The 23,059-nt window shown below is 61.4% G+C and carries 19 protein-coding genes; 10 read left to right on the plus strand and 9 right to left on the minus strand.

Features of this window, described 5'->3' with window-relative positions; all coding sequences use genetic code 11:
- Both H6F58_RS01145 and H6F58_RS01150 read left to right on the plus strand, forming a co-directional pair.
- The coding region (locus tag H6F58_RS01145) for an MFS transporter (RefSeq protein ID WP_195180889.1) at positions 1 to 1,114 on the plus strand (1,114 nt) is incomplete at its 5' end.
- A 57-nt stretch (positions 1,115 to 1,171) separates the two neighbouring features.
- Positions 1,172 to 2,419, plus strand: a complete 1,248-nt coding sequence (locus H6F58_RS01150; RefSeq protein WP_244652219.1) for a family 1 glycosylhydrolase — start codon at positions 1,172 to 1,174, stop codon at positions 2,417 to 2,419.
- 73 nt (positions 2,420 to 2,492) lie between these two features.
- Here H6F58_RS01150 and H6F58_RS01155 read toward each other — a convergent pair whose 3' ends face one another.
- Together H6F58_RS01155 and H6F58_RS01160 are read right to left on the minus strand one after the other, a co-directional pair.
- Positions 2,493 to 3,818: an aminotransferase class III-fold pyridoxal phosphate-dependent enzyme gene (locus tag H6F58_RS01155; RefSeq protein ID WP_195180891.1), complete on the minus strand. Its 1,326-nt coding sequence runs from the start codon at positions 3,816 to 3,818 to the stop codon at positions 2,493 to 2,495.
- Between the two features lie 25 nt (positions 3,819 to 3,843).
- Positions 3,844 to 4,449 carry a TetR/AcrR family transcriptional regulator gene (locus H6F58_RS01160; protein ID WP_195180892.1) on the minus strand — a complete coding sequence of 202 codons (606 nt, stop codon included), beginning with the start codon at positions 4,447 to 4,449 and terminating at the stop codon, positions 3,844 to 3,846.
- A 177-nt stretch (positions 4,450 to 4,626) separates the two neighbouring features.
- On the opposite strand from H6F58_RS01160, the gene H6F58_RS01165 reads away from it, so the two are divergent.
- The 4 genes from H6F58_RS01165 to H6F58_RS01180 are packed head-to-tail and all read left to right on the plus strand — an operon-like array spanning position 4,627 to position 9,369.
- A complete protein-coding gene (locus tag H6F58_RS01165) occupies positions 4,627 to 5,655 on the plus strand; it encodes a phosphotransferase (RefSeq protein ID WP_195180893.1) in 1,029 nt (342 codons plus the stop codon).
- Entirely contained in the window at positions 5,652 to 6,440 is a 789-nt protein-coding gene (locus H6F58_RS01170) for an SDR family oxidoreductase (RefSeq protein WP_195180894.1), read from the plus strand. Before H6F58_RS01165 ends, H6F58_RS01170 begins: the two co-directional genes overlap by 4 nt.
- A gap of 44 nt (positions 6,441 to 6,484) precedes the next feature.
- Positions 6,485 to 8,146, plus strand: coding sequence for an amidohydrolase (locus tag H6F58_RS01175; RefSeq protein WP_195180895.1), 1,662 nt, complete (start codon positions 6,485 to 6,487; stop codon positions 8,144 to 8,146).
- Positions 8,147 to 8,175: 29 nt separating this feature from the next.
- Positions 8,176 to 9,369: an MFS transporter gene (locus H6F58_RS01180; protein WP_195180896.1), complete on the plus strand. Its 1,194-nt coding sequence runs from the start codon at positions 8,176 to 8,178 to the stop codon at positions 9,367 to 9,369.
- On the opposite strand, the gene H6F58_RS01185 is transcribed toward H6F58_RS01180, so the two are convergent.
- On the minus strand, positions 9,366 to 10,256 hold the full coding sequence (locus H6F58_RS01185) for a LysR family transcriptional regulator (protein WP_186467975.1): 891 nt from the start codon (positions 10,254 to 10,256) through the stop codon (positions 9,366 to 9,368). The genes H6F58_RS01180 and H6F58_RS01185 overlap by 4 nt on opposite strands.
- Before the next feature lie 115 nt (positions 10,257 to 10,371).
- Here H6F58_RS01185 and H6F58_RS01190 point away from each other — a divergent pair, with 115 nt between their 5' ends.
- The 4 genes from H6F58_RS01190 to H6F58_RS01205 all read left to right on the plus strand — a co-directional run bounded on the left by H6F58_RS01190 (position 10,372) and on the right by H6F58_RS01205 (position 16,186).
- Positions 10,372 to 11,343: an alpha/beta hydrolase gene (locus H6F58_RS01190; protein WP_146276773.1), complete on the plus strand. Its 972-nt coding sequence runs from the start codon at positions 10,372 to 10,374 to the stop codon at positions 11,341 to 11,343.
- Positions 11,340 to 12,362: a cupin domain-containing protein gene (locus H6F58_RS01195; RefSeq protein ID WP_146276771.1), complete on the plus strand. Its 1,023-nt coding sequence runs from the start codon at positions 11,340 to 11,342 to the stop codon at positions 12,360 to 12,362. Before H6F58_RS01190 ends, H6F58_RS01195 begins: the two co-directional genes overlap by 4 nt.
- A 477-nt stretch (positions 12,363 to 12,839) precedes the next feature.
- Complete coding sequence (locus H6F58_RS01200; RefSeq protein ID WP_146276769.1) at positions 12,840 to 14,996, plus strand: MMPL family transporter; 2,157 nt, start codon at positions 12,840 to 12,842, stop codon at positions 14,994 to 14,996.
- 167 nt (positions 14,997 to 15,163) lie between these two features.
- A complete protein-coding gene (locus tag H6F58_RS01205; protein WP_146276767.1) occupies positions 15,164 to 16,186 on the plus strand; it encodes a diacylglycerol kinase family protein in 1,023 nt (340 codons plus the stop codon).
- Between the two features lie 6 nt (positions 16,187 to 16,192).
- Here the strand turns inward: H6F58_RS01205 and H6F58_RS01210 are convergent, their stop codons facing one another.
- The 6 genes from H6F58_RS01210 to H6F58_RS01235 all read right to left on the minus strand — a co-directional run bounded on the left by H6F58_RS01210 (position 16,193) and on the right by H6F58_RS01235 (position 22,729).
- Positions 16,193 to 16,855 (minus strand): response regulator transcription factor, encoded by a 663-nt coding sequence (locus H6F58_RS01210; RefSeq protein ID WP_195180897.1) that lies wholly within the window; start codon positions 16,853 to 16,855, stop codon positions 16,193 to 16,195.
- Entirely contained in the window at positions 16,856 to 18,055 is a 1,200-nt protein-coding gene (locus H6F58_RS01215) for a histidine kinase (protein WP_186467974.1), read from the minus strand.
- A gap of 378 nt (positions 18,056 to 18,433) precedes the next feature.
- On the minus strand, positions 18,434 to 19,552 hold the full coding sequence (locus H6F58_RS01220) for a hypothetical protein (protein WP_146276761.1): 1,119 nt from the start codon (positions 19,550 to 19,552) through the stop codon (positions 18,434 to 18,436).
- A 119-nt stretch (positions 19,553 to 19,671) separates the two neighbouring features.
- Positions 19,672 to 21,045, minus strand: a complete 1,374-nt coding sequence (locus H6F58_RS01225; RefSeq protein ID WP_146276759.1) for a glycosyltransferase family 2 protein — start codon at positions 21,043 to 21,045, stop codon at positions 19,672 to 19,674.
- Entirely contained in the window at positions 21,042 to 21,959 is a 918-nt protein-coding gene (locus H6F58_RS01230) for an ATP-grasp domain-containing protein (protein WP_146276757.1), read from the minus strand. The genes H6F58_RS01225 and H6F58_RS01230 overlap by 4 nt, the downstream gene beginning before the upstream one ends.
- Positions 21,959 to 22,729 (minus strand): PIG-L deacetylase family protein, encoded by a 771-nt coding sequence (locus H6F58_RS01235; RefSeq protein WP_206693377.1) that lies wholly within the window; start codon positions 22,727 to 22,729, stop codon positions 21,959 to 21,961. The genes H6F58_RS01230 and H6F58_RS01235 overlap by 1 nt, the downstream gene beginning before the upstream one ends.
- Between the last annotated feature and the right edge of the window lie 330 nt (positions 22,730 to 23,059).

Below are 23,059 nucleotides of genomic sequence, written 5' to 3' on the forward strand. Positions count from 1 at the left end.
GGATGCAGCGACGGCGACGACGACCATCTCGATTTCCAGCGCGGTGGCAGGGGTCCTCACCCTGCTCGCGCTGCCACTGGTTGGTGCGCTCAGCGACCGGTCGCGTTCGCGATGGGGCCGCCGCCGGCCGTTCCTGCTGCTGGCTGCGCTCGCTTTTTCCGTTGGCGGCGTGCTGCTGGTCGCGGCTGGCACTGTGCCGCTCTTTGTCCTGGCGCACCTGGTGATCACCTTTGGATTCGTGACCGCGAACGTGAGCGTCATTGCGCTGCTGACCGACCAATTGCCTGAAGACGGCCGCGGCCCGGCCACCGCGCTGTTGAGCATGGGCACCCCGCTGGGCGCGCTGTTCGGCATGGCGGTCGCGGTGCCTTTCGGCGACAATCTGGTGCCGCTGGTGGGTATTCCCACCGCGCTGGCGGTCCTCAGCCTGCTCGCCCTGGCCCTCAAGGTGCGAGATCTGCGGCATCCCGAGCGCCGCCCGCGCAGCACCGCAGCGGCGCTGCTGGGGATTTTCTGGGTCAACCCGATCCGGCACAGCGCTTTCGCCTGGGTCTTCACCTCGCGGATGCTGGTTTTCTCCGGGGTGGCCGCGCTGAACGGCTACCAGGCCATCTACATGCTCCAGCGCCTGCATCTGGAGCCGTCCTCGCTGGGAACCGCGATCCTCATGACCGTGGTGCTCAATGCCGGCATCACCATGCTGGTGGCCCCGGTGATCGGCCGGATCAGCGACCGGCTGGGCGTGCGCAAGCCATTCATCCTGGCCGCCGCGGTAATCCTGGGCCTCGGCCTGGTGCTCGCATCAACGGCATCGAACCTGCCCATGTACCTCGTGGCCTGCACCGTGGTGGGCCTAGGCCAAGGAGTGTACTTCGCCGTGGAACTGGTGCTGGCTACCCAGATCCTGCCCGACAAGACCAACCCGGCCAAGGACCTGGGGATCTTGAAGATCGCGGATAACCTGCCCGTCACCATTGTCTCGGCGCTCGCCCCGGTCCTGCTGGCCATCGGCGCTACCAGCGCGGGGCCGAACTTCTCGGCGCTATTCCTCGCCGGGGCCATGGCCGCCGTTGCCGGCGGATTCGCGATCCTCTTTGTGCGCGGAGCCCGCTAGGTTCGGCAAGCACCCCATTTCCACCTGATCCACTGACATTCGAAAGGCACTTTGACAATGAGCCACTATCCCGATGATTTCCTGTGGGGCGTTGCCACCGCAGGGCACCAGAACGAAGGAAACAACCAGCACAGCGACATCTGGTACCTCGAAAACATCCAGCCCACGCTGTTCAGCGAGCCCTCGGGCCGTGCCTGCGGCGCCTATGAGCGCTACGAATCCGACCTCGACCAGGTGGCGGCCCTGGGCCTGAACGCATTCCGCTTTTCGATCGAATGGGCCCGCATCGAACCCGAGCGCGGCACCGTTGTGGGCAAGGAGCTGGACCACTACGAAGCGGTGGTGGATGCGGCCCTTGAGCGCGGGCTCGCCCCGCTGGCCACCTTCAACCATTTTGCCTCGCCGCACTGGTTCTCGGCCGCCGGTTCCTGGCTGGCCAAAGACGCGGCACAGCGTTTTGCCGAGCAGGTGGACCGGGTGATGCAGCGCGTCGGGGACCGGCTCACTGCGGCCGTGACCATTAATGAACCGAATCTGGAACAGCTCCTGCAAGCCGGCGGGAAGCTGCCCCCGGAAGCGGAGCAGATCAAGCGGCAAATGCTCCAAGCCGCTGCCCAAGCAGCCGGCACCGACAGCTACTTTGCCTCGAATGTCATCCCCTCGAATGTCCAGGATGACTTCCAGCAGGCCTTCACGGTGGCCCACCGCATGGCCAAATCGGCCATCAAGGCGCGCCGGGCTGATGTGCCGGTGGGGATTTCCATAGCCATTGCCGATGAGCGGGCGCTGCCCGGGGGAGAAGCCCGCAGGGATGCCCGGCGCGCGGCCGTCTACGACCACTGGCTTGACGTGGCACGGGAGGATGACTTCATTGGCGTGCAGAATTATGAGGCCTTCCTGCACGGGCCAGACGGCGAAGTCCAGCTAGAGGGCCAGCGCAACGGCATGGGATCGGTGGTTGACCCGGGCTCGCTCGCCGGGGCCGTCCGCTACGCCCACGAGGTCTCGGGGGTGCCGGTGCTGGTGACCGAGCACGGAATCCAGATTGACGATGATTCTCTGCGCGCGCAGTTCATTCCGCAGGCCCTGGCCGCCTTGGAACAGCAGATAGCCGCCGGCACCCCGGTGCTGGGCTATTGCCACTGGACCCTCATGGACAACTTCGAGTGGATCTTCGGCTACCGTCCCAAGCTCGGCCTGCTGGAAGTCGACCGGCAGACCCTGGAACGCACGCCAAAGCCCAGCGCCATGGCCTATGCCCGGGCGGTGCGCCAGGCGCAAGCGAAGATGGCGGTGACCTCCTAGGCAAGGGCGGCGGCTCGCGCCCCGGGGCCAGTGTTGGCTTCCGGGGCCGAGCGGACGCGGCCCGTTTCCTGTCCTAGGACAATCCGGAGGTGATTTCGGCGACCGACTCGGCCAGCCGATCCACCAGCAGCTGCGCCTGCTCGCGCTCGATAACCATCGGCGGGCGCATCTTGAGCACATTGTCGTCCCGGCCGATGCGGCTGATCAGCACGCCTTTGTCCTTCATGAGTTCAATGAGCTGCTTGGCGGCCACCGGATGGGGCTGGCCGGGAGCCTCGGGACGCACAATGTCGTAGCCGAAGAACAGGCCCTGGCCACGCACCGCGCCAATCAGGGGACTGCTCTTTGCGATCTCGCGCATGGCATCGGCGATAAATTCTCCCGTGGCGTGCGCGTGGGTCATCAGCTGGCGCTCGCGCATCTCACCGAGCACCGCGAGCCCCGCGGCGGAGGACACCGGGCTGCCGGCGAACGTGTTGAAGTACATGTTTCGGCCACCGAACTCATCGAGCAGCGCTTCGGTGGTGATGACCGCTCCGATCGGGTGCCCATTGCCCATTGGCTTGCCGAGGGTTACGAGATCCGGCTTGATCGCATACAGCTGATGGCCCCACATGTGGTTGCCAAGCCGGCCGAACCCGGACTGCACTTCATCGGCGATGAACAGGCCCCCGGCGGCCTGCACCCGTTGTGCAAGCCCTTCGATATATCCGGGCGGTACGTTCAAGAGGCCTTCGGTGGAGAAAATGGGGTCGAGCAGGGATGCCGAGATCCCGTGCCCGGCCTCCTGCAACGAGGCGATCGCCGCGTCGACCTCGGCCAGCGCCCGGTCCCGCAGGGCCATTGCGGACTGTGCATCCATTCCGGTCGCATCCGGGATTCGCACCGCGCGCACATGGGACCCGAACTCCTCGTGGACCTCCAGTCCGGTGGTGAGTTCCGCCAGCGAGCTCGTATTCCCGTGATAACTGAAATCCGATACGAGGATTCCCCGGTTCCCGGTGTGCTGGCGGGCTATGCGCAATGCCAGTTCATTGGCTTCGGAGCCGCTGTTGACGAGAAAGAGCCGATCCAATTCGCCGTTGAAAGTATCCAGCAGCGCCTCGGCGTAATCGACCACCATGTGGTTCAGATACCGGGTGTGCAGGTTGATAGTGCGCAGCTGCCGGTTCACCGCATCGGCCACTACCGGGTTGGCATGTCCGACATGCGGCACATTGTTGTACCCATCGAGGTAGGTGCGTCCCTGCGCATCGGTCAGCCACGCTCCCTCGCCGCGCACCAGCTCCAGCGGCGTGTTATAGAACAGTGGCGAGTGCGGGCCGATAGTTGCCACGCGACGGGCCATCAGGGCGGCTGTGGGTTCGGAAAGCAGGGAGTTCTGGGCGATTTCAGTCATGGCAGGTCCTTTCGGAAGGTGATGTTCAGGCAGCGATCAAACCGCGCGCCAGGGCGCCCAGGGCGTTGATCTGGTCTTCGACGCTCTCGGGGTCCGCGGCCGCGCGGCTGCCCGAAGCGCGCAGCGCGCCGGAGAGCGCCACGGTGAGTGCCTCGATGGCGATGCCGGGAATCAGCAGCCCCTCATGCAGGGCCATGACCAGGTCATCGCGGATGAAATTCTCAAAAGATCGGGAAGCGGTTCCGGTCACTCCGGCCAGCACCGGAACCAGATCCGCGCCCATGATGCCGTAGAACCGCCCCTTGGGGTCCGCGCTGGCTTCGGTCAGGGCGCGGGCCAGGGCGCGAATGCGCATTTCCAGCCCCTCGGCCTGTGCATGGAGCGCATTGCCGCGCTGGACCACCTCGTCGGCAAGCCGCAGGTAGACGGCGCGCACGATTTCATCGCGCCCCGCAGGGAAATAAGCGTAGACAGTGCCGCGAGCGACTCCGGCAAGCTTGCTGATTTCTTGCAAGGTGGTGCCGGAATAGCCGACGTCGCCGAGCAGCTGGGCCGCGACATCCAGGATGTCGTTCCGGGTGCGTACGCGGTTGCGCTCGCGCTGGCTCATGGCCGGCAATTCTTCGATCATTGTCCCGCTCCTGCTTCCTTGTCATCCCGGGGCCAGCTCTTCTGGCACCGCCCTTGGACACCAGCATAACCATAAAAAGAAAAAAATTGAACACTGTGTTCAGTTGACAAACACGATGTACAACTTTTTACTAGTGTATGACCACGGTCACAAATAAAGCCGCCAGGAAGAGAGCCGATGATTTCACCAAGCCGTGCCGAAGCCGCACTACGAAAAGTCCTGCCCCGCTACGGGATGCCAAGCACCGCGCATCTGGAACTGGTGAAGTACCGGGAGAACCACGTCTTCCGTGTTGATGCAGGCCAAGGGTCCAGCTACGCGGCCAGGCTGCATCGGCTGGGCTATCGCACCGCCGGACAGCTGTCCACCGAGGCGGCCTACCTCATGGAACTGGCAGAGCGCGGGCTGTCGGTGCCGCGCTTGATCCGCACCCTGGATGGGCAGCTCAATTGCACAGTGGAGATCGAGGACGGGAACACCGTGGTGATCGATTTGCAGCACTGGATCCCCGAAGTCTCGCCCATGGGCGACATTTCCGAGGCGCTGGCTGGTTCCGATGCGCTGAGTGGCAAGGATTTCCAGGAGCTTGGCAAGGAATTGGCCAAACTTCATCTGGCCTCCATGGCCATCGGAATCCCGGCGGGCTTCGACCGCGGAACCTGGGACCACGAGGGCCTGGCTGGCGCTGCTCCACTGTGGGGCGATCCGGCCAAGCTGCCTTGCCTCGACGCGGAGCAGCGGGCCAAGATCGGCCGGGCCATGCTCTCGCTGCATGGCCGGATGGGAAAGCTGAGCCGGAACGAGGCGGTTTTCGGCGTCATCCACGCGGATCTGACCCCGGAGAACGTCCTGGTCAGCGCCGCTGGCCCGGTGCTGATCGACTTTGACGACTTCGGCACCGGCTGGCATCTTTTTGATCTGGCCACGGTCCTGTTCTTCTATTCCGCACACCCCCGGCTGGCCGAATACCGCCGGGGGCTGGAAGCCGGCTACCTGGCCGAGCGCGCAGATGTGCCGGCCGGATTCTTCGATGCCTGGGACGACCTGCTGCTGGGCCGCGGGCTGACCTATCTGGGCTGGGCCGCTGAACGGCACGGAGACGAGGAAGCCGATTTCATCGAGCGCATGGTGGTTCCGGTGGTCATGGATCTCGTCGAAGCGCACCTTGCAGGCGCCACCCCGGCAGTCCTGGGAGGCGGCAAATGAGCGCGCCGGTGGCATTGATTTCCGGAGGGGGCACAGGCATCGGGCTGGCGGCAGCGCGCAGGCTGGCCCGCGACGGCTACCGCGTGGTCCTGACGGGCCGGCGGATCGACCCGCTGAACGTGGCCGCCGAGCAAATCGGAGCGGTGGCGCTGGCCGGTGACATGACCGATACCGCCAGCGTCCAGGAAGTGGTCGGCGGCACCTTGGACCGCTTCGGGCGTCTTGACGCGGTGCTCGCCAATGCCGGGGGACACGGCTTCTCCACGGTGGTCGACACCGATGACGAGTTCTGGGCCACGAGCCTGGACGCGAACCTGACCACAGCCTTCAAGCTCTGCCGGGCGGCACTGCCGGAATTGTCCCGCACCCGGGGCCGGATCGCCGTCATCTCCTCGCTGGCGGGCATCGCCGCCGGCCCTTCGGTGGCCGGCTACACCGTGGGCAAGCATGCCCTGATCGGGCTGACACGTTCCATGGCCCGCGACTACGGCAAGCATGGGGTGCGGGTGAATGCGATCTGCCCCGGGTGGGTGCGCACCGACATGGCCAACGCCGAAATGGACGAGCTCTGCGCGGCCATGGGCTTGGACGGCCGTTCGGCAGCCTACGCCAAGGTCACCGAGCATGTGCCGCTGGGACGTCCGGCGGACCCCGAGGAGATCGCCGGCACCATCGCCTTTTTGCTCGGCTCCGATTCCAGTTACATCACCGGGGCCACCCTGGTGGCCGACGGAGGCGCCCACATGGTGGATCTTCCCACTATTTCCTTTGATGCCCTGTCCTGAATGCTGCCCTGCCTGAATTCCGACCCGACTTTCCTGGAGCACCCATGAGCGAACATATCCTCGTCTACACCAATGCCACGATCCACACCATGGACGCCAGCCTCACCACCGTGGATGCCTTCGCGGTGTCCGGCGGCCGGATCGCAGCCCTTGGCGATGCCGCCCGCGACCTGCTGGCCGCCGGAGCCCAGGAGGTGGATCTGGGTGGCCGCACCGTCCTGCCCGGGCTGATCGACGCCCATATCCACCACGCGCAAGGCGGCAAGAAGGAGCTCTTCGACTTCTGCATCCCGCCCACCGCCAGCTTGGGCGGGATCCTGAGCGAGATCGCAAAAGAGGCCGCCGAATTGCCCCGGGGCGCCTGGCTCACCGGCGGTTCGGTGGGGTCCGGGCTCATCGACCAGGTGAACACCGCGCAGGCCCTTGCCCGGCTGGATGAAGCCAGCGCTGGGCATCCGGTCCTGCTCACCGATGACTCGCTGCACAACCGCTGGGCCAATTCCCTGGCACTCGAGCTGGCAGGAATCTCACGGGATACGCCGGACCCGGCTGGCGGCCAGATTTACCGCGACGCGCAGGGCAATCCTACGGGGTGGCTGGTGGAAGCAGCGGGCATGATGGCCGAAAAGGCCAAGGAACGCCTGGATCCCTTCGAGCTGGACAAGCTCATCGAGTCCAGCGCCCGCGGCGTGGCCGAATGCAACGCCTTCGGCATCACCGGATTCCAGGATGCGGCGACATCGATGCAGATCATGCAGGCGGTCCACCGGCTCGATACGGCCGGACAGCTCAATGCCTGGGTGGTTTCCTCCACACCCGTCGAAGAGTTCATCTTCGGCTACGAGCCAGTGGGCCAACCAGTTATCGAGTCCATGCCGGATACCGCCAGCGAACACCACCGGCCCACCTATATCAAGATCTTCCTCGACGGGGTGCCGCCCACGCGCACCGCCGCCTTCCTGGACCCCTACAAGGGCGCGACCGAGGCCGACCCCTGTTCTCACGGCAGGATGACCATGAGCCAGGACAAGCTGGCCGGCTGGCTGCTGCGTACCGCGCAGCTGGGGATCGGCGCGAAAATCCACTGCACCGGAGATGCTTCGGTGCGCGCGGTGCTCGACGCCGTCGCCCAGGTGCGGGCCGCCGGATTCACCGGGGTCGGATACCAGGTGGCCCATGGGCAGTTCATCCACCCCGACGACCTGCCACGCTTCGCCGAGCTGGAAGTATCGGCCGATATCTCCCCGGCCATCTGGTATCCGGGAGTCATCACCGAAACCTTCCACGAGGTCCTCGATGAGCCCCAGGCTTCCCGGGTGCAGCCCAACCGCCTGCTGCTCGAGCACGGGGCGCGCATCGCCGCCGGCAGCGACTGGCCGGTGGCGCCGAGCCCCAACCCCTGGCCGGCCATCTATGGCTTGGTTACCCGCAAGGATCCCAGCGGTTCCTTCCCCGGAGCGTTGTGGGAGGAGCAGGCGATGACTATCGCCGAGGCGCTGACCGCCTACACCCGGGCGGCCGCGGAGGCCTGTGGCCTGGCCGATGTCACCGGAAGCCTCGAAACCGGCAAGTCCGCCGACTTCACGGTGCTGCCCATCGACCCGATGGCCGTCCCGGTCCAGCAGCTCGTCGACTTGCGCCCCGAGTCCACCTACTTCGCCGGACGCCGCGTCTATGCGGCGCAAACCTCTTCAGCACGCGGCTAGCGCCGCCAGATCACAGGAGCATAGGTTCCATGTCCTCCAACACTGACACCGCAGAACGCAGGATCTACATCTATATCGCCGCCATTTCCGCCGTGCTCAACGCGGTGCTGCTGGTGGCCCCGGTGCTGGCTTCGAAGCTCAGCGCCCAGCTGGGCCTGGAACCAGCGCAGGTGGGCCTGATCGCCTCCGTGGAACTCGGCTGCTTCTCGCTGGCCACGGTGCCCGCCTTCCTCTGGTTGCGCCGGGTCAATATCCGCACGCTGACCTTTTGGTGCCTGGCCGTTGTGGCCGCCGGGAACGTGGCCTCGGCCGTGGCCGGCAGCTTCGCCATTCTCCTGGGCATTCGGGCCCTCACTTCCTTTGCCGCCGGATCGGTGATCGTGGTGATCCTGTCGCTCAGCGCCAAGGCAGCCAATCCCTCCCGGGCCTACGGGCTGTTCGTGGTCAGCCAGCTGGCCATGGGCGCGGTGATCCTGTTCCTGTTCCCGCTGATCTACGCGCAACGCCCGGTGGCCGCGGTCTACCTGACCCTGGCGGTGCTGGCCACCCTGTGCCTGGGCTGCATCGCCTGTGTGAAGGGCGATGAATTACAGGCAGCGGCCAGCGATCAGCCAGCGGCCAGGGCCCGGTTGCTGCCCTTGGGCTGCGCGCTGCTGGCGGTGCTCTGCTTTTACGTGGCCTTGGGCGGCGTATGGACCTTCACGGCGCAGATCGCGATCGGTTCGGGGATCACGCTGGATTCCGCGTCGAGCCTGATCGGCATCGCCACGATCTTCGGGGTGCTCTCCTCCTTGTCCAGCACGCTGGTGGGCGAGCACCGATTCGGCAAATACTTTGTCCTGGCCGGATTCGCAGTCATGGCGGTTTCCATCGCCTGCCTCTTCGGCACTCCGGGACTGCTGCGCTTCGTGGCCGCCGCGGTGCTCTTCAAGATCGCCTGGAGCTGGCTGCTTCCGTTCCTGCTCGCCGAGGTCTCCCGAGTGGGCGGAGCCCAAGTGATGAATGCGGCCAATCTGGTGATCGGCGGTGGCCTGGCCATCGGCCCGCTGTTGGCCGGAAGCCTGATCCAGGCCACTGGGGGCTTCGCCACCATGCTCGGCGTTGCCCTGGTGATCCTGGGTGTGGCCGTCATCAGCTCCGTGGTGGTCTTCCGCGCATCGGACGCGAGGGCAGCCGCACTGGAAGAATCCGAGTCCCGCCCGGTGGGGCCGATGGCGTCCTAAGCCACGGTCCTCGCGGCAACCTCCAGGAAGGCCGCAACCTCGGACGCGGGCTGCTCGTCGCGGGTGGCGAGCAGGACCGAGACCCGGTGCCCGGTTTCCAGCGGGACGAAACGCACCCCGGGACGGGTATACGAGGAAATGACCGAGGAGCCGGCGATGTTCAACCCGATGCCTGCCGCCACCAGTTCCATGGCCTCATCCGCCGAGTCCACCAGCGACTTGACGGAGCAGCGCAGTGGCAGCAAGGGATCTATGGTCTCGTACCAGCCGGGCCGGGGCGTTTCATCTGCCGATTCGTCAACGGCTGGGCCAATCAGCGTCTCGCCTAACAGATCCGCAATGTCCACCCGGTCCTGGCTGGCGCACCGATGCCCTTCGGGAAGGGCCACGACCAGCTCCTCGGACCACAGGAATGCGGTTTGCACTCCTGCGTACTGCGCATTGGGATCCAGATCGAAGAGCAGTGCGCAGTCCACTTGCCGGGTGCTGAGCGCGCGCAATCCTCCAGTGAAGCCGCTGGGCCGCAATCTCAAGTCCACCCGGGGCAGCTGAGCGGCGGCAGCTTGCAGGATGGCACGCAAACCAGCGCTGGAGGCCGGGGTGCCGATCTGCACCACCTGATCCTTCGGCGCCCGGGACCAGAGGGCAATGCGTTCAGCGGCATCCAGTGCCTCGCGGGCCAGCGGCACCAGTTCCTGTCCATGGCTGGTCAGCAGCACCGCGCGCGGGCTGCGTTCAAAGAGCTTGCGGTCCAGCTGGCGTTCTAAAGTGGAAATCTGCCCGCTGAGCGTGGATGGGCTCACGTGCAGGAGCTGCGCGGCACGGGCGAAATGCAGGGTATCGGCCACCGCGATGAAACAGCGCAATTGGTGCAGGGTTAGGTCCACGCTTCGACTGTAGCGCAAGTGAAGCGAGCGTTGACCTGTTGCTTCGGGATTTCCGAAGGATGATTCGGTTTTTCCTGATGGCCAGCAAACGTTGTCAGCCACGAAAATTAAAGCCATGACCTCCCACTCATCGAGCTATCCGGTGCGCAGCGAATCAGCGTTGGAATACGCCTGTGGCAACGGCTCTACGCAGCTGCTGGACTTGCATATTCCCTTGACCAATGCCGGTCCCGTTCCGGTGGTGCTGTGGCTGCACGGGGGCGGGTGGTTTGCCGGCGACCGCACCCTGGCCCCCGATCTGGCTGCCATCGCCAGCCGTACCGGCATCGCGTTTGCCTCCATTGACTACCGGCTTTCGGGCGAGGCGGCCTTCCCCGCCCAGCTCGATGATGTGATCGCTGCGATCCGCCACCTGCGCACGCAGGGAGCACAGTGGGGGATTGATGGCCAGCGCATCGGGTTGTGGGGTGCTTCGGCCGGCGGCCATCTTGCCGCCCTGGCCGCATTGGAGGCCTCCTCGACCGCTGCCGGCGCGCCAGCAGATGCCCGGGTCAGTTGCGTGGTGGCGTGCTACCCGCCGGTTGACCTTGAGCTGATCATTGCCCAGCGGCCAGCCGGGCGGTCCTGGGACCAGACTCCTGAGGGACGGCTGCTGGCACTGGATCCCCAGAGCGAAGCAGGCTCCCGGAAGGCCCGCGCCGCCAACCCGCTGAATCATGTCTCGGATCAGGCGCCACCCTTCCTTCTTTGCCACGGCACCTCCGATTCGCTGGTTCCGCCAATCCACTCGGAAATGCTTTATCAGCGCCTGAAATCCCATTCGATTCATGCCCAGCTGTATCTGCTGGAGGGCTACCGCCACGGATTCATCAACCCTCCGGGACGACTGGATGTCGAATTGGCCGCCGTCATGGACGACGGCCGGCTGGAAACCGAGGTTCGTGCCGTGGCCGAGCTCAGGGACACCAGTCATCCAGAGCCCCGGGCAACCTCGTTCGGATTCGATGCCATCGAGAATTTCCTGTCTACATACCTGGCGGCTTGCCCGCCGCATCCGCCCACTGACCAAGGAGATGTTTCACCATGACCGAGATCGACCTGGAGCGCATTCACGCGCTCGCCCCGGTGATCAATGCCCTGCCCGGCGAACCAGTGCCATATTATGTGGCTTCGGGCGAAGGCGAACGCCATGAGGTTGGCGGCCAGCTCGTGACCGTGGTTGCCCGAACCCAGGACACTGGAGGGCTCTTCGAAGCGGCCTTCATCCTGGGGCCCGCTGGCGCACAGGGTGCTGGTTCCGCGCTGGACGCCGTGCAGCGTTCCTTCTTTGTTGTTGACGGAAGCGTGCAAGCCACCATTGCCGGACGCACCCGCATCCTGGTGCAAGGAGATTCATTCCATGTGGCTCCGGGCGAAACCCTGGAGTATCGGCTGTTGAGCCACATGACGCGGATCTTCCTGTTCAGCGCACCCGGTGGCGCGCTCGCCGACCTGTTGGGTGGCGGCTCGCGCACCGAGAAGCATCTGTTCACCATGGATTCCCTCAGCGCGGCGGACCTGCAGTTCCCGCCAGGTGTGGAGGCTGCCGGCTCGCTGGAGCTGCCACAGGGCAGCGGCGGATATTTCCTCAGCGCCGGGGGTGGCGAGCATCGGGCCTGGCCCGATGCCTTGAACAGCTATCTGGCCCGGCCGTCCAACACCGGTGGACGCTACTTCGCGGTGAATACGCTGGCCGCGGTGCAGCCCTACATCATCCGCCACTTCCACCGGCTGCATACCGAAAACTTCGTTTGCCTTTCCGGACGGGTGTGGCTGTGGGTCAATGGCCAGGAAGTGCTCTTGACCGCTGGCGATTTCCTGCACGCGCCGGCCGGGACGATCCACAGTTTTGCCATCGGCGCGCACAATACCCAGATGCTCGGGCTGCTCACGGGCGGGGTGTTCGAGAAGTTCTTCGATGTGACCTCCGAGCCGACCAGTGCCCCGGTGTATTCCGAAGGGCTGGTCGACCCCTCGACCGTGATCGCGGGAATCCAGGCCAACCCGGATCTGGACCTGCAGGTCGTTGGCCCGCCGCCAGAGCGCGCACTCGCACCGGGGCTTTAGACAAGCTGGCGACGAGCAGCAATTTTGGTGCTGTCCCGCCGGCGCGGTGCACTGCCGCATACGACGAGCCGCGCGGTATAAATTGGCGTGGCCCTTGGCCCACTGGCTGGGCCCATTCGTGCCAGTGCCAACCGCCTTCTAGAGCGATGGCCATTGCTTGGTATTCATACCCCTCGGCCAGGCCGTGCACTCGATTTTGGTATTGCATCCGTAAATAGCCAGAAATTGATGCACCCTCAGCACGCGATCTGACTAAAGTCTAAAATCCGCTGAGCACGCAGCCGGTGACGTTTTCCCTCCGGGAAAAGGCCATCGGCTCTTTGCGGTCTAGTAGGAGCCAAAATATATGAGTCAAGTACCGCAATGATTGGCCAGTACTGCAAACGCAGTACAAAGGCAGGTCTGTTTGAACGATTCCCGCCAACTGCAAAAACGACAAAGTAGAGGTTAGGAAATCATTCGAGTTCAAGGAGTCCCATGTCTCTGTTTTTGTCCCGCGTCGGGCGATTTAGCGCCCGCCACCGATGGGTGGTGATCGCCACCTGGCTCGCGATCTTTGTCATCTTTGCCGGCGTGTTCGCCGCAGGCAAAGGTTCCTCACCAGATGGCTCGGCCAATGCTGCCGAACAGGCAGCTGTGAAGGCTGCGCCTGAACTTCAACTGGTTTTTAACCCGCACTCCGGCGATGTCCTCTCGGCGGAGAACGCCAAGGAAATCAAAAGCGTTCTTGCCCAGGCACAGCGGCTACCAGACGTAGAAACCGTCAGTGATCCGTTGGATGCCCAGCGCCCCTTCATCTCGAAGGACCAGTCGGTTGCCGTTGCCACACTTGGCTACGGCCAGCTCACCGATGAACAACGGGAGTCCGACTATGCGGCAGCGCTTGAGCTTCAGCAGAATGCGCCCGATTCCCTTGGCGTAGAACTAGGCGGAAATCTTGTTCCCTTGGGGGCGCCGGAACAAGGCCCGGGAGAAGGCGTCGGCGTCATCCTCGCCTTCGTAGTCTTGGCTATTACCTTCGGCTCCCTACTGGCAGCTGGAGCCAACCTGTTGCTTGCAGTATTCGGTCTAGGCACCGGTCTGCTCGGCATCATGGCCTACGGGACGCTCAAGCCATTGGACAGCAATTCCATCATTTTGGCAGCCATGCTCGGCCTCGCGGTGGGTATCGATTACACGCTCTTCATTATTTCCCGCTACCGCGCCGAGCTACGTTCTGGCCGTTCAATTCCTGACGCCATTGCACGGGCAACGGGTACTGCCGGCACCGCAGTCGTCTTCGCTGGCCTGACGGTCATCGTTGCCCTAGCGGCACTGCTTGTCGCCAACATTTCTACCATCACGCAGATGGGCATGGCCGCCGCTTTCGTGGTTGCTGTCTCCGTGTTGATTTCCTTGACGCTATTGCCAGCGCTTCTTGGTCTTATGGGTACCAAGGTGCTCTCCCGTAGGGCTCGCCGTGAGATTGCCGAGGGAATCTTTATTTCCGATGAAAGCAAGCCAAAGACGGGCTTCTTTACTGGTTGGGTGTCCTTCGTGGTCAAGCGTCCGGTAGCGAGCCTGATTGGCGGGTTGGTGATCCTCTTGTTGGTTGCTGCGCCAATGCTGACCATGAAGACTGCTTTCAATATTCCCGGGGGCACGGACCCGTTGTCCACCGAACGGGCAGCCTACAACCTGGTAGTTGATGAATTCGGCGGCATCCAGAGCCCTCTGGTTGTGACCGCGCAGGGCAACAAGCTGGACTCCCACAAGGAGCAGATCGAGCAACAGATTCTTGACGTTCCTGGAGTTCAACAGATCATGAGTTCCAAAGTCACTTCACAGGGGCATCAAGCTCAATTCATCGTTGCTCCGGATGCCGGCCCGATAGATCAGAGCACCAAGGATATTGTTCATGAACTGCGTGCGGATGCTGATTCCATTGAAGGTGTCCACCTTGAAGTGACCGGTGAAACGGCAATGGGCATTGATCAAGATCAGCAGATGAAGGAAGCCTTAGTCCGCTATGTCATTGTCATTGTAACGATTTCCCTGGTTCTGCTGATTGTGCTCTTCCGCTCGCTGTTGGTTCCATTGATTGCTACCGTGGGCTATCTGCTGTCCGTAGGTGCTGCTTTCGGCGCCAGCGTGGCAGTCTTCCAATGGGGCTGGCTGGATCCACTCATTGCGGCACCACAGGGGGATCCGATGATGAGCATGCTGCCGCTGATACTTGTCGGCGTCCTGTTCGGGCTGGCCATGGACTATCAGGTCTTCCTGGTCTCCAGAATCCAGGAAATGGACCACAAGGGTTTGCCATCCAAGCAGGCAATTATCGAAGGGTTCTCCCGTTCGGCACCAGTGGTCGCAGCCGCTGCCGGCATCATGACCGCTGTGTTCGCAGGATTCGCCAGTTCATCCTTTGCCATCGGCGCTTCGATTGCTTTCGGCCTGCTGATTGGTGTGGTGGCCGACGCTTTCTTGGTGCGAATGGTTCTCATGCCAGCAGCGCTGAGCATCTTAGGCAACGCTGCTTGGTGGATGCCTCGATGGCTGGACCGCATTGTTCCTAATGTTGACGCCGAGGGCCACTCCCTGGATCGCGTAGAACAGCAGCAGGAAGGACGCTCCGCCGACGACATTCTGGTCTAATTTCCTGCCTCGTTGAAGCTCATCCCCGAAGATCTCGCATTGATCTTCGGGGATGATCTGTACGTGGCGCCAGTGGAATCAATCGAGTTGGATGTACTGCAATAGCAGTACATTCATCGCTTCAAGTAGCCGATGTATGCCAGGCGATTCATTGCGAATCTTGAATTATGCGAAATCCACAAAGCCCAGTACAGAAATTATCCGTTGAGCGACTGCCTGTCGCGGCAGTCATCATCAATCCGGGAAAATTTTCACGCCGGACCCAGCTCGAAGAATTCGCTCAGTTCATCACCCAATGCTTTATTGCTGAAGGCTGGTCGCAGCCGATCTTCATGGAAACAACTGCACAATCCCGTGGCACAGCAGAAGCGCTTCAAGCTCAAACACTTGGTGTCGATATGGTTGTGGCAGCTGGTGGAGACGGAACCGTCCGTACTGTGGCCGAGCAACTCATTGGGGCCCAAACCCCGCTAGGCATTCTTCCCATGGGCACGGGGAACCTCCTAGCACGGGGGCTAGGAATCCCGCGGAGGGCATTAGGCCAAGCAGTCAGCGTGATCTGCCAGGGCGATACGCAACTCATCGATGCCGGCTGGTTGGAAGTAGATAGGGAAGATTCGGGACAATTCGCCGAACGTCACCTGTTTTTAGTGATGTGCGGGATGGGTTTTGACGCAGCCGTTGTCGCCGGCGCTGGTGAAAACCTTAAACGCCAGCTAGGGCACGCCGCCTATATTGTTTCTGCTTTCAGCTCGATTTTCAGGCCAACTGGCGCAACAACTGTAAGCAACGAACACGGAATGCAGCGCAGTAAATCAACGAGAGGCGTGATGGTTGGCAACTTTGGAACCTTGACCATGGGCCTGCGGATCATGCCACAGGCAGACCCTTCGGACGGGCTATTGGACGCAATTACGTTGGCGCCGCACACAGCCGTTGATTGGGCCAGACTCATTTGGGACGTGGCCACCGGGCAAGCGAACTCCCGCAAATACGTCACCAGAACTCGCGGTCAAAGTATTGAAGTACGCAGTGCCCTGCAAGAACCGCTCCAAGTAGATGGCGACTGGATTGGTGCCGCCTACGGTTATCGGTGCACGTTGCAACCCCAATCTTTGATGATCAAGTGCCCCAATGCACGGAACCCACGCCATGAGGCACCCGCCCTACAGAGCGGCATGACCGCCTGAGAGCAACTAGGTCATTAGTCCTGTCTGGTATGCAAAGGAAACCAGTTGGGCCCGATCCCGAGCACCGAGCTTATTCATCGCTCGGTTGGCATGTGTTTTTACCGTAAAGGGTGAAATGAACATTTGGGCCGCGATCTGTTGATTGTCCAGTCCCTGGGCGATGGCGACAACCACGTCACGTTCACGGGCGGTGAGGAGTTCAAGCTGCGCCTGTTGCTCCGGAGCCGGAACTCTTGCCGGAGCTTGTTGCGCCACATGACCAATGAGCGCTGCGGAAGCCGTTGCCGAGAGCACCCCACCACCGGTTGCAACATCTTGAATGCCTGCCGCGAGCTCTGCAGGGCTGGCACCCTTGCTGAGAAAGCCGTTGGCTCCTGCTTTAAGCGCAACGAAGACATTTTCATCATTGTCGAAGGTTGTGAAGACGAGGATTCGTAGTTGTTCACCGCTGAATTTTTCGCGGATTCTGCGTGTGGTTTCCACCCCATCGATGCCCGGCATACGCAAGTCCATCAACACGACATCAACTTCATGGTTTTCGAGCAACTGTAATGCTTGCAAGCCGTCGCTGGCATCAGCCACTACCTCAATTTCAGATTGGGCTGAGAGGATGCCTCGCAGGCCAATACGAATCATCTCTTGATCATCAACAATCATGATGCGAATCATTTAGTCGAGTCCTCCGGCCAATGGCAGGGTAGCGGTGATTTTGAAGGACTGGGCTTTGTCTTCTATCAAGAGCTTTCCTCCTGCGGATTCGGTGCGTTCTTTCATTCCAACTAAACCGAGTCCGCTGCCTTCCTGAATGTGTTGGGTGGCGGATTTTTTATTGTGGATGGTGATGACCAAGAATTCCGCGGTCACTTCAGTGCACACATCAACGGGGTCAACTCCGTGACGTTGCGCATTGGTCAAGGCTTCTTGAACGATTCGATAGGCAGCGGTGCTGACCTCGGGATTGAGGTTTGGCGGCACCAGTGCCAGACGATCATTAACCTTCAGACCCGCCGTTTGCACCGTCGAAATCAGATGAGGCAGTCCGTCAAGAGCTGGTGTTGCGAGGTTGGAATTATCCGTGATGACCTCGTCGGAACGCAAAACGTGCAAAATCTGTTGGGTTTCGGCAAGTACGGATTGTATGTTCGCTCGGGCAGCAGCCAATGATTCTTGAACTTTGGTTGCATCAGCTGGGGTGTGCACTTCAGCGACTCCAAGATGTATGCCGAGCATGGCGATTTCGTGTCCCACCAAGTCATGAAGGTCCCGGGCGATCTGCAGTCTTTCATCTGAGACACGTTTGTTGATCTCAGCGACGCGTTTCATTCCGGCATCGCGAATTCGCTGATCTTGCTCTTGCCGATATCTGAAGTAGCTGTAGATGGCACTGCCCATGCCGCAAACAGCAAGAGCAATGGCCACAAATATCAAGGCTTGATGGGTGCTGGCCCCAAATCCATATGCAATGACAGCGCTGGAGAAGGAGGTAGCTGCAGCCAGCGCGGACATGCTGAAGACATTGGCACCGCGAAGGGTCGCTGAGAAGACAATGAATACCGTTACGGTCCACAACAAGATTGGGTCCAAGCCGAACGCTGCGGACAGAAGAATTGCCAGCATGGAGCCTAGAGAACCAAGCCAAATGAATTGGCGCGAGACGATTAATGAAACAGCGGAAATGCACAGGACAAGCAGTTGCGAAAGCTGTACCCCATGGGTCAAGAATTCAAAGTACCCGAAAACTATGGCAAGAAAACTGCAGGCAAAAAAGATGCGATCCAACAGTCGAGGAACCGGTTCGAGGTGCGAGCCAGCGAAGTAATTTGAAAGCCGGGACCAGCTTGATTTCGTCGGAGTATCACGTTGCATCATCAATTGATTCGTCGGATGGTGCCGACACCCTTTCGCAGTTGTTGCGATCAGTATACAAGCGAGGAGCCCACTGGCGGCTGTTGCAATTGCCTCTGAATAGTGAGGGAACCATCTCATGGGCCGATGGAGGCTCGATATTCTCTTTGGCCAAACTCAGCTATGATCGGGCGAGCAGGGGCCCAGTCGAGGAATATCCCCGTTGGCCATCATCATGACCGCCGCAGATCCATCAGCACGGGACATCTACGGCAATTAGATTCCAGGTGGTATCGACAGCTGCGACCTAGCAATCAACGCCCCCGATGTCGTGGCATGTACTGCCTTGCTCAGCACCCGCCGATTCAGCCGATATTGAACGATTCAGATGGCCAGCCGTGGCTAGTTTTCCGATGCGGCCGGTACCGGAGAACCCCAGATTCTGCGCAGGGTATCCCACGCTGGCTCGTCCATCAGCGAGGTCGGAGTAATGGATAGATGAGGTACTCCGTGTTCTTCGGCCAGACGCAACTCGTGCTCCAGGGTGGTGGCGCTCAGAGCGCCTCCCTTGTCCCAGAGGCCGATCTCGATGCCGAAGCCGGAGGAGTCCTGATCAACAAAGAACTCGGCTAGTTGGCCGGTAGTGAAGTAGCCGGTCGAATTGATGCCTTGGAAGTTCCAGATGTTCAATCGGTCGACAATCTCCAGCAGCTGGGCGTAGTCCTGCCCTGAGTCCAGGCGCCCGCGCAGATCCTCGTTGACGGGGGATCGCACGTCCATGGTCAGCTGCACGCCGGATCCGTCCAGGCGTTTCGCCACCCTGCTCATGATTGAAGCAACCGCGTCGCTGCGCCAGGCGTGAATCAGCGGGGATCCGGCATCTATCGTGCCATCAGCTGAGAGAGGCCAGCGATCCATGCCGCTGTACTCCTGGAAATCATGGAAGTCGGCTTCGCTGAAGGTATAGGAGGGGAACATCAGCTCGGTGATGTTGATGCTGTCTGGGGAATAGCGGAGGATCAGGTCCGAGACGAGCCGCTCCAGGCGACCGGTGAGGCCTTTGTGCTTCCACGCAGAGATGCTGGCCCAGTTCTTGGAAACTCCGCCTTGGGCGTTGATCCCGGCGATGTCCGGACGCGATGCGAGTTCGCGGCCCAAAAGAGTATCGATATTCAAGGAAATCGTGCGACGCTGTCCACTCTCGCTGCAGATGAACGCGTCGATTGCTTCGCGCACATAGTCACGCCCTGTGCGGGCAACCTCTTCGGATTGCCAGTCCTTGAATTCGGAAGAAGGGAAACCGATCCAGTCCAGGCGCCCCACCGAGATGGAGACCCCGGTGGCATTGACTGCATCCAGCTGCCTGGCAATATCCGGAATTCGCGTTGGGTCAGCGCTGGTGACATCCTCGAAACCGATATTCACTACGCGAGATCTGCCAGCATTACCCACCGTGGACCTGCTTCCTTGGCTATCTGGTGCCAGCGCCGTGGCCAAGCACTGTTGTTGGGCTGCAGTCACTGGGTGGTAGATCCTGGTTCCTGCTGAAGTCCGCCCATAGGGAGGCACACAGACCAGACTGATCAGAAGCACTGCGAGCACTGCCACGCGCCATCTGCGGCCCGAACCCCGTGCGGTGTTCATACGTCGTTGCCCAGGATGGCGCTGAATTCATGGCTGGAGACCACGCCGGTGCGATGGAGCTTGTTCCATTGCGCTGGCTGTCCGCGGATTTCAAAAACAATGGCGGCCACCATGGTCATGCCCATGGCTGTTGCGTAGAGCGGCCATAAAGGGAAGGTCCACAGATTCAAGAAATCCCGCCACGCAGTGTTCAGGACAATGCCGATGACAACAGAGATCAAGGTGATCCCCAAACCCGCCCAGCTGAGGATGGCAATAGCATTCCACAGCACCGAGGTTTGCCTATCGCTGGTGATTGACATCTGGCCGGATGGCACCAAATAGGCCAAAGCGGCCAGGACAAAGAGTTGGGCTACCGGCACAAAAACCATGGTGGCAAAATTGAAAAGCAGGAACGGGCCGAAGGGTCCTACCCGTGGATTGCCGTGGAGCCGCCAATGGATCTTGACGGACTGCAACAAGCCGCGGGCCCACCGCACGCGTTGCTTCCATAGCGCTCGCAGGGTGGAGGGGGACTCGGCCAGGACGATTGCGCGAGGCTCGAAGGCGACACGAAATCCGGCATCGTAGATCCTCCAGGTCAGCTCCAGATCTTCGCCTACGGTATCCGTGCGGAAGCCACCGAGTTCACGGACCAGTTCTGCACGGAAGGCTCCGATGTTCCCGGAGACCACCGGAAGGCAATGCAGCAGGGACAGGGAGCGGCGCACCATTCCGGTTCCCATGTGGGAAAGCACTGAGAGCATGCGGGTCAGCACGCGGTCCAGGTTTACTGGCCGGTCATCTCCGCACACTGCACCCACCGAGGCGTCGCGGAAGCCGGTGAGCAGCCAGGGAATGGTGACCGGTGAGAAGATGCCGTCGGCATCAACAAACACCAGCACATCCCCGGTGGCTTCTTTGATGCCACGGTTTAGTGCTGCGCCCTTGCCTGCGTTCTGCTGCCCGATGGCTCGCACCATCGGGTGGGCTTGCGCCAATGCGTGCATGACCTGCGCAGTATTATCTGTGGACCCGTCGTCCACGATGATGACTTCTGCCAAATCGCCTTTGGTCCTGAGAATGGATTCAACACACGCCCGCAGCACCACGCCTTCGTTGTAGGCGGGGACGATGACCGATACTCGGTACTTCGGGGTTGTTCCGAAGTGTCGGGCGGCCCGGCGAGAACGTCCGCGGGGCCGGCGCAATTCTTGTTCCTCATGCGGGAATCCTGGAGGGAGCCTTGTGAGTTTTCCATTGCGCGTGAAGAGCAATCCGCGGCGCACTTCGAACCAGATGGCCAAGGGGATGTAGGCCAATTTGATCGTTCCAAAAATGATGATGAGGGCAATCGCAACGTTAAAGACGATGACCAGCGCTGAGCTCATGCATTGCCCACCTTGCCCGGGGCATGCAAGCTGGCGTACTGAAGCACTGAATCCACCAACTCCGGTGCAGCCGCGCTATTGGCGCCAAAGCGGGCGTTGATCTCCAGCACCACCGGCTGGCCTTCATCGGTCAGCCGGATATCCAGATCCACAGGTCCCACCAAATCGAGGCTGGCTACCGCGGCTCTCGCCACCTGGGCCACGTGGGCTGTGGTGGCGTCGAATTCGCAACGTTGTACCGATACCGCGTTGCCTATGAGGCCCTCGCGCAGTTCTGTTTTCTCCACGACAACGCACACATCAACTTTTCCGTTGTCGGGATTGCGAAACAGCATCGGAGCGAATTCGCGCCCTGGCGCGAAACGCTGGACCAGATCTGACGCCGACATCTCTTGCGAACCGTCAGTCAGCTGGGACGAAGCGAGCAGGCGCACCCCACGGCCACCGCGGGAGACCCGGGGCTTGACGATGGCGTACTGGTGGGGGAGGAACCCTGCTACCGAGGGGCGGCCATAAAGGTCGCCACGAACGAAGTCAGGCGTGGGTACATGGTCATCGTTGAGGACCAGCATCGTCAGGTACTTGTCGTCGGCGATGCGGATTGATGTTTCCGATGACAGAAGAATCGTAGCCCCAGTTGATTCCAGCAGTTCGCGATTCTGATCCATTGCCAGGATGGGCAGTTCTTCGCTGACGGTGGGAATGACCAGCGCGACGTCTTGTTGTTTGATGATCTGTCGAAGAGCGGGAACGTAGCTTGCATCGCGCGCCGCGGGCACCTGCAGGAAGAGGCCAAGATGCTCGTCCGGCACAGGGGTCATATCCACCCCGATGACTTGGTGGCCATGCTCGTGAAGCTGGCGTGCCAAGCTGCTGCCAGCGGGTCCACCGACACCGGTAATAAGAATGATCATTAAAAGTCTCCTACCGTCTTTGAAACCAGGCGCATGACTTCAAAGCCTTCGGCGCTTTTCTGCTTGACCTGGCTTCCGCGGAAGTTGGCGATGGCTTTGGTTCGAGTGCCAGTCATATAGGGCTTGGTGCGTTGATCCGAGTGCAGCTTGATGGCCTCGACCTTTATATCGGTGTATTTCTCCACATCAACAAAGAATTTTGGCGAGAAGTCGTGACCTACCGAAGGGCTCTCGAAGCAGAGGATAGAGGGCAGCTTTCGCCCTGCGCGCATCACCGCACGGTGCACAGCCTCATGGTCTTGGTGGATATCGGTGGCGGAGTGCGTGAGGACAACATCAGGCTCGAATAGCGTGATTTCCTGTTCGATGGCGGCCACCATGTCGTTGGAGCTTTCCGAAAGGCGGGTGTCGCAGAAGTCCTGGACTGAGTGGGACTGCGCGCCGAGGTAAGCCGCTCCGCGCTGGGCTTCGCGAATGCGTCGTGGCGCATTGCCGCCATTTTCTCCTTGGGACATCACCATGATGCGCACCTCGTGCCCCGAATCAACGAGTTTGGCGATGGTTGCGCCGCAGGCCAATTCAACATCGTCGGGGTGGGCGCCAACGGCGAGGAATCGCTTCGGGCGTTCCTTACGCTGCGGACGCCGCTGCAAGAAGGTGCTCACCATCGAAAACATGAACAGCCAGATGGCGGTGATGATGGCAAAGCCCGCCCAAAGTTCTGCGCTATCAGGTGTTGAAAGGTAGCCGATGACCGAAAGGAGCAGCACAAGATTTCCTGCCACCCAGATGCACAAGATGAGTCGGTGGTTTGCAAAATCACGTGCTAGCCAACGCCTGCCCCAACGGCTTAGAGCTGTTGAGATACCCGTAATTGAAACGAGTAGTGCGAAGACACTGATGGTCATTTGCATATTTCTCTCCTTGAGGGACTTTCGAATGCGAATCCGCCAACGAAGGAGCGATAAATCTTGGGCAGGACGCGGCGCGCACTGTAAGAGGGGCCTACGTGGCATTGGAACCGCCCCCGCGTTCCAATGCCACTTCGACACCCCAGATTTATCCGTTCTCTGCGAGTGATGGATATATCTTGTAGACGG

This window comes from Glutamicibacter sp. FBE19, assembly GCF_015524875.1.
In the GTDB taxonomy this organism is placed as follows: Bacteria; Actinomycetota; Actinomycetes; order Actinomycetales; family Micrococcaceae; genus Glutamicibacter; species Glutamicibacter halophytocola.

Excerpts from the sequence above, each read along its gene's own strand:
- H6F58_RS01200 (WP_146276769.1), top strand. The coding sequence starts at position 12,840 with ATGTCTCTGTTTTTGTCCCGCGTCGGGCGATTTAGCGCCCGCCACCGA.
- H6F58_RS01190 (WP_146276773.1), top strand. The coding sequence starts at position 10,372 with ATGACCTCCCACTCATCGAGCTATCCGGTGCGCAGCGAATCAGCGTTG.
- H6F58_RS01150 (WP_244652219.1), top strand. The coding sequence starts at position 1,172 with ATGAGCCACTATCCCGATGATTTCCTGTGGGGCGTTGCCACCGCAGGG.
- H6F58_RS01215 (WP_186467974.1), bottom strand. The coding sequence starts at position 18,055 with ATGATGCAACGTGATACTCCGACGAAATCAAGCTGGTCCCGGCTTTCA.
- H6F58_RS01210 (WP_195180897.1), bottom strand. The coding sequence starts at position 16,855 with ATGATTCGCATCATGATTGTTGATGATCAAGAGATGATTCGTATTGGC.
- H6F58_RS01205 (WP_146276767.1), top strand. The coding sequence starts at position 15,164 with ATGCGAAATCCACAAAGCCCAGTACAGAAATTATCCGTTGAGCGACTG.
- H6F58_RS01195 (WP_146276771.1), top strand. The coding sequence starts at position 11,340 with ATGACCGAGATCGACCTGGAGCGCATTCACGCGCTCGCCCCGGTGATC.
- H6F58_RS01230 (WP_146276757.1), bottom strand. The coding sequence starts at position 21,959 with ATGATCATTCTTATTACCGGTGTCGGTGGACCCGCTGGCAGCAGCTTG.
- H6F58_RS01180 (WP_195180896.1), top strand. The coding sequence starts at position 8,176 with ATGTCCTCCAACACTGACACCGCAGAACGCAGGATCTACATCTATATC.
- H6F58_RS01225 (WP_146276759.1), bottom strand. The coding sequence starts at position 21,045 with ATGAGCTCAGCGCTGGTCATCGTCTTTAACGTTGCGATTGCCCTCATC.
- H6F58_RS01160 (WP_195180892.1), bottom strand. The coding sequence starts at position 4,449 with ATGATCGAAGAATTGCCGGCCATGAGCCAGCGCGAGCGCAACCGCGTA.
- H6F58_RS01155 (WP_195180891.1), bottom strand. The coding sequence starts at position 3,818 with ATGACTGAAATCGCCCAGAACTCCCTGCTTTCCGAACCCACAGCCGCC.
- H6F58_RS01170 (WP_195180894.1), top strand. The coding sequence starts at position 5,652 with ATGAGCGCGCCGGTGGCATTGATTTCCGGAGGGGGCACAGGCATCGGG.
- H6F58_RS01175 (WP_195180895.1), top strand. The coding sequence starts at position 6,485 with ATGAGCGAACATATCCTCGTCTACACCAATGCCACGATCCACACCATG.
- H6F58_RS01165 (WP_195180893.1), top strand. The coding sequence starts at position 4,627 with ATGATTTCACCAAGCCGTGCCGAAGCCGCACTACGAAAAGTCCTGCCC.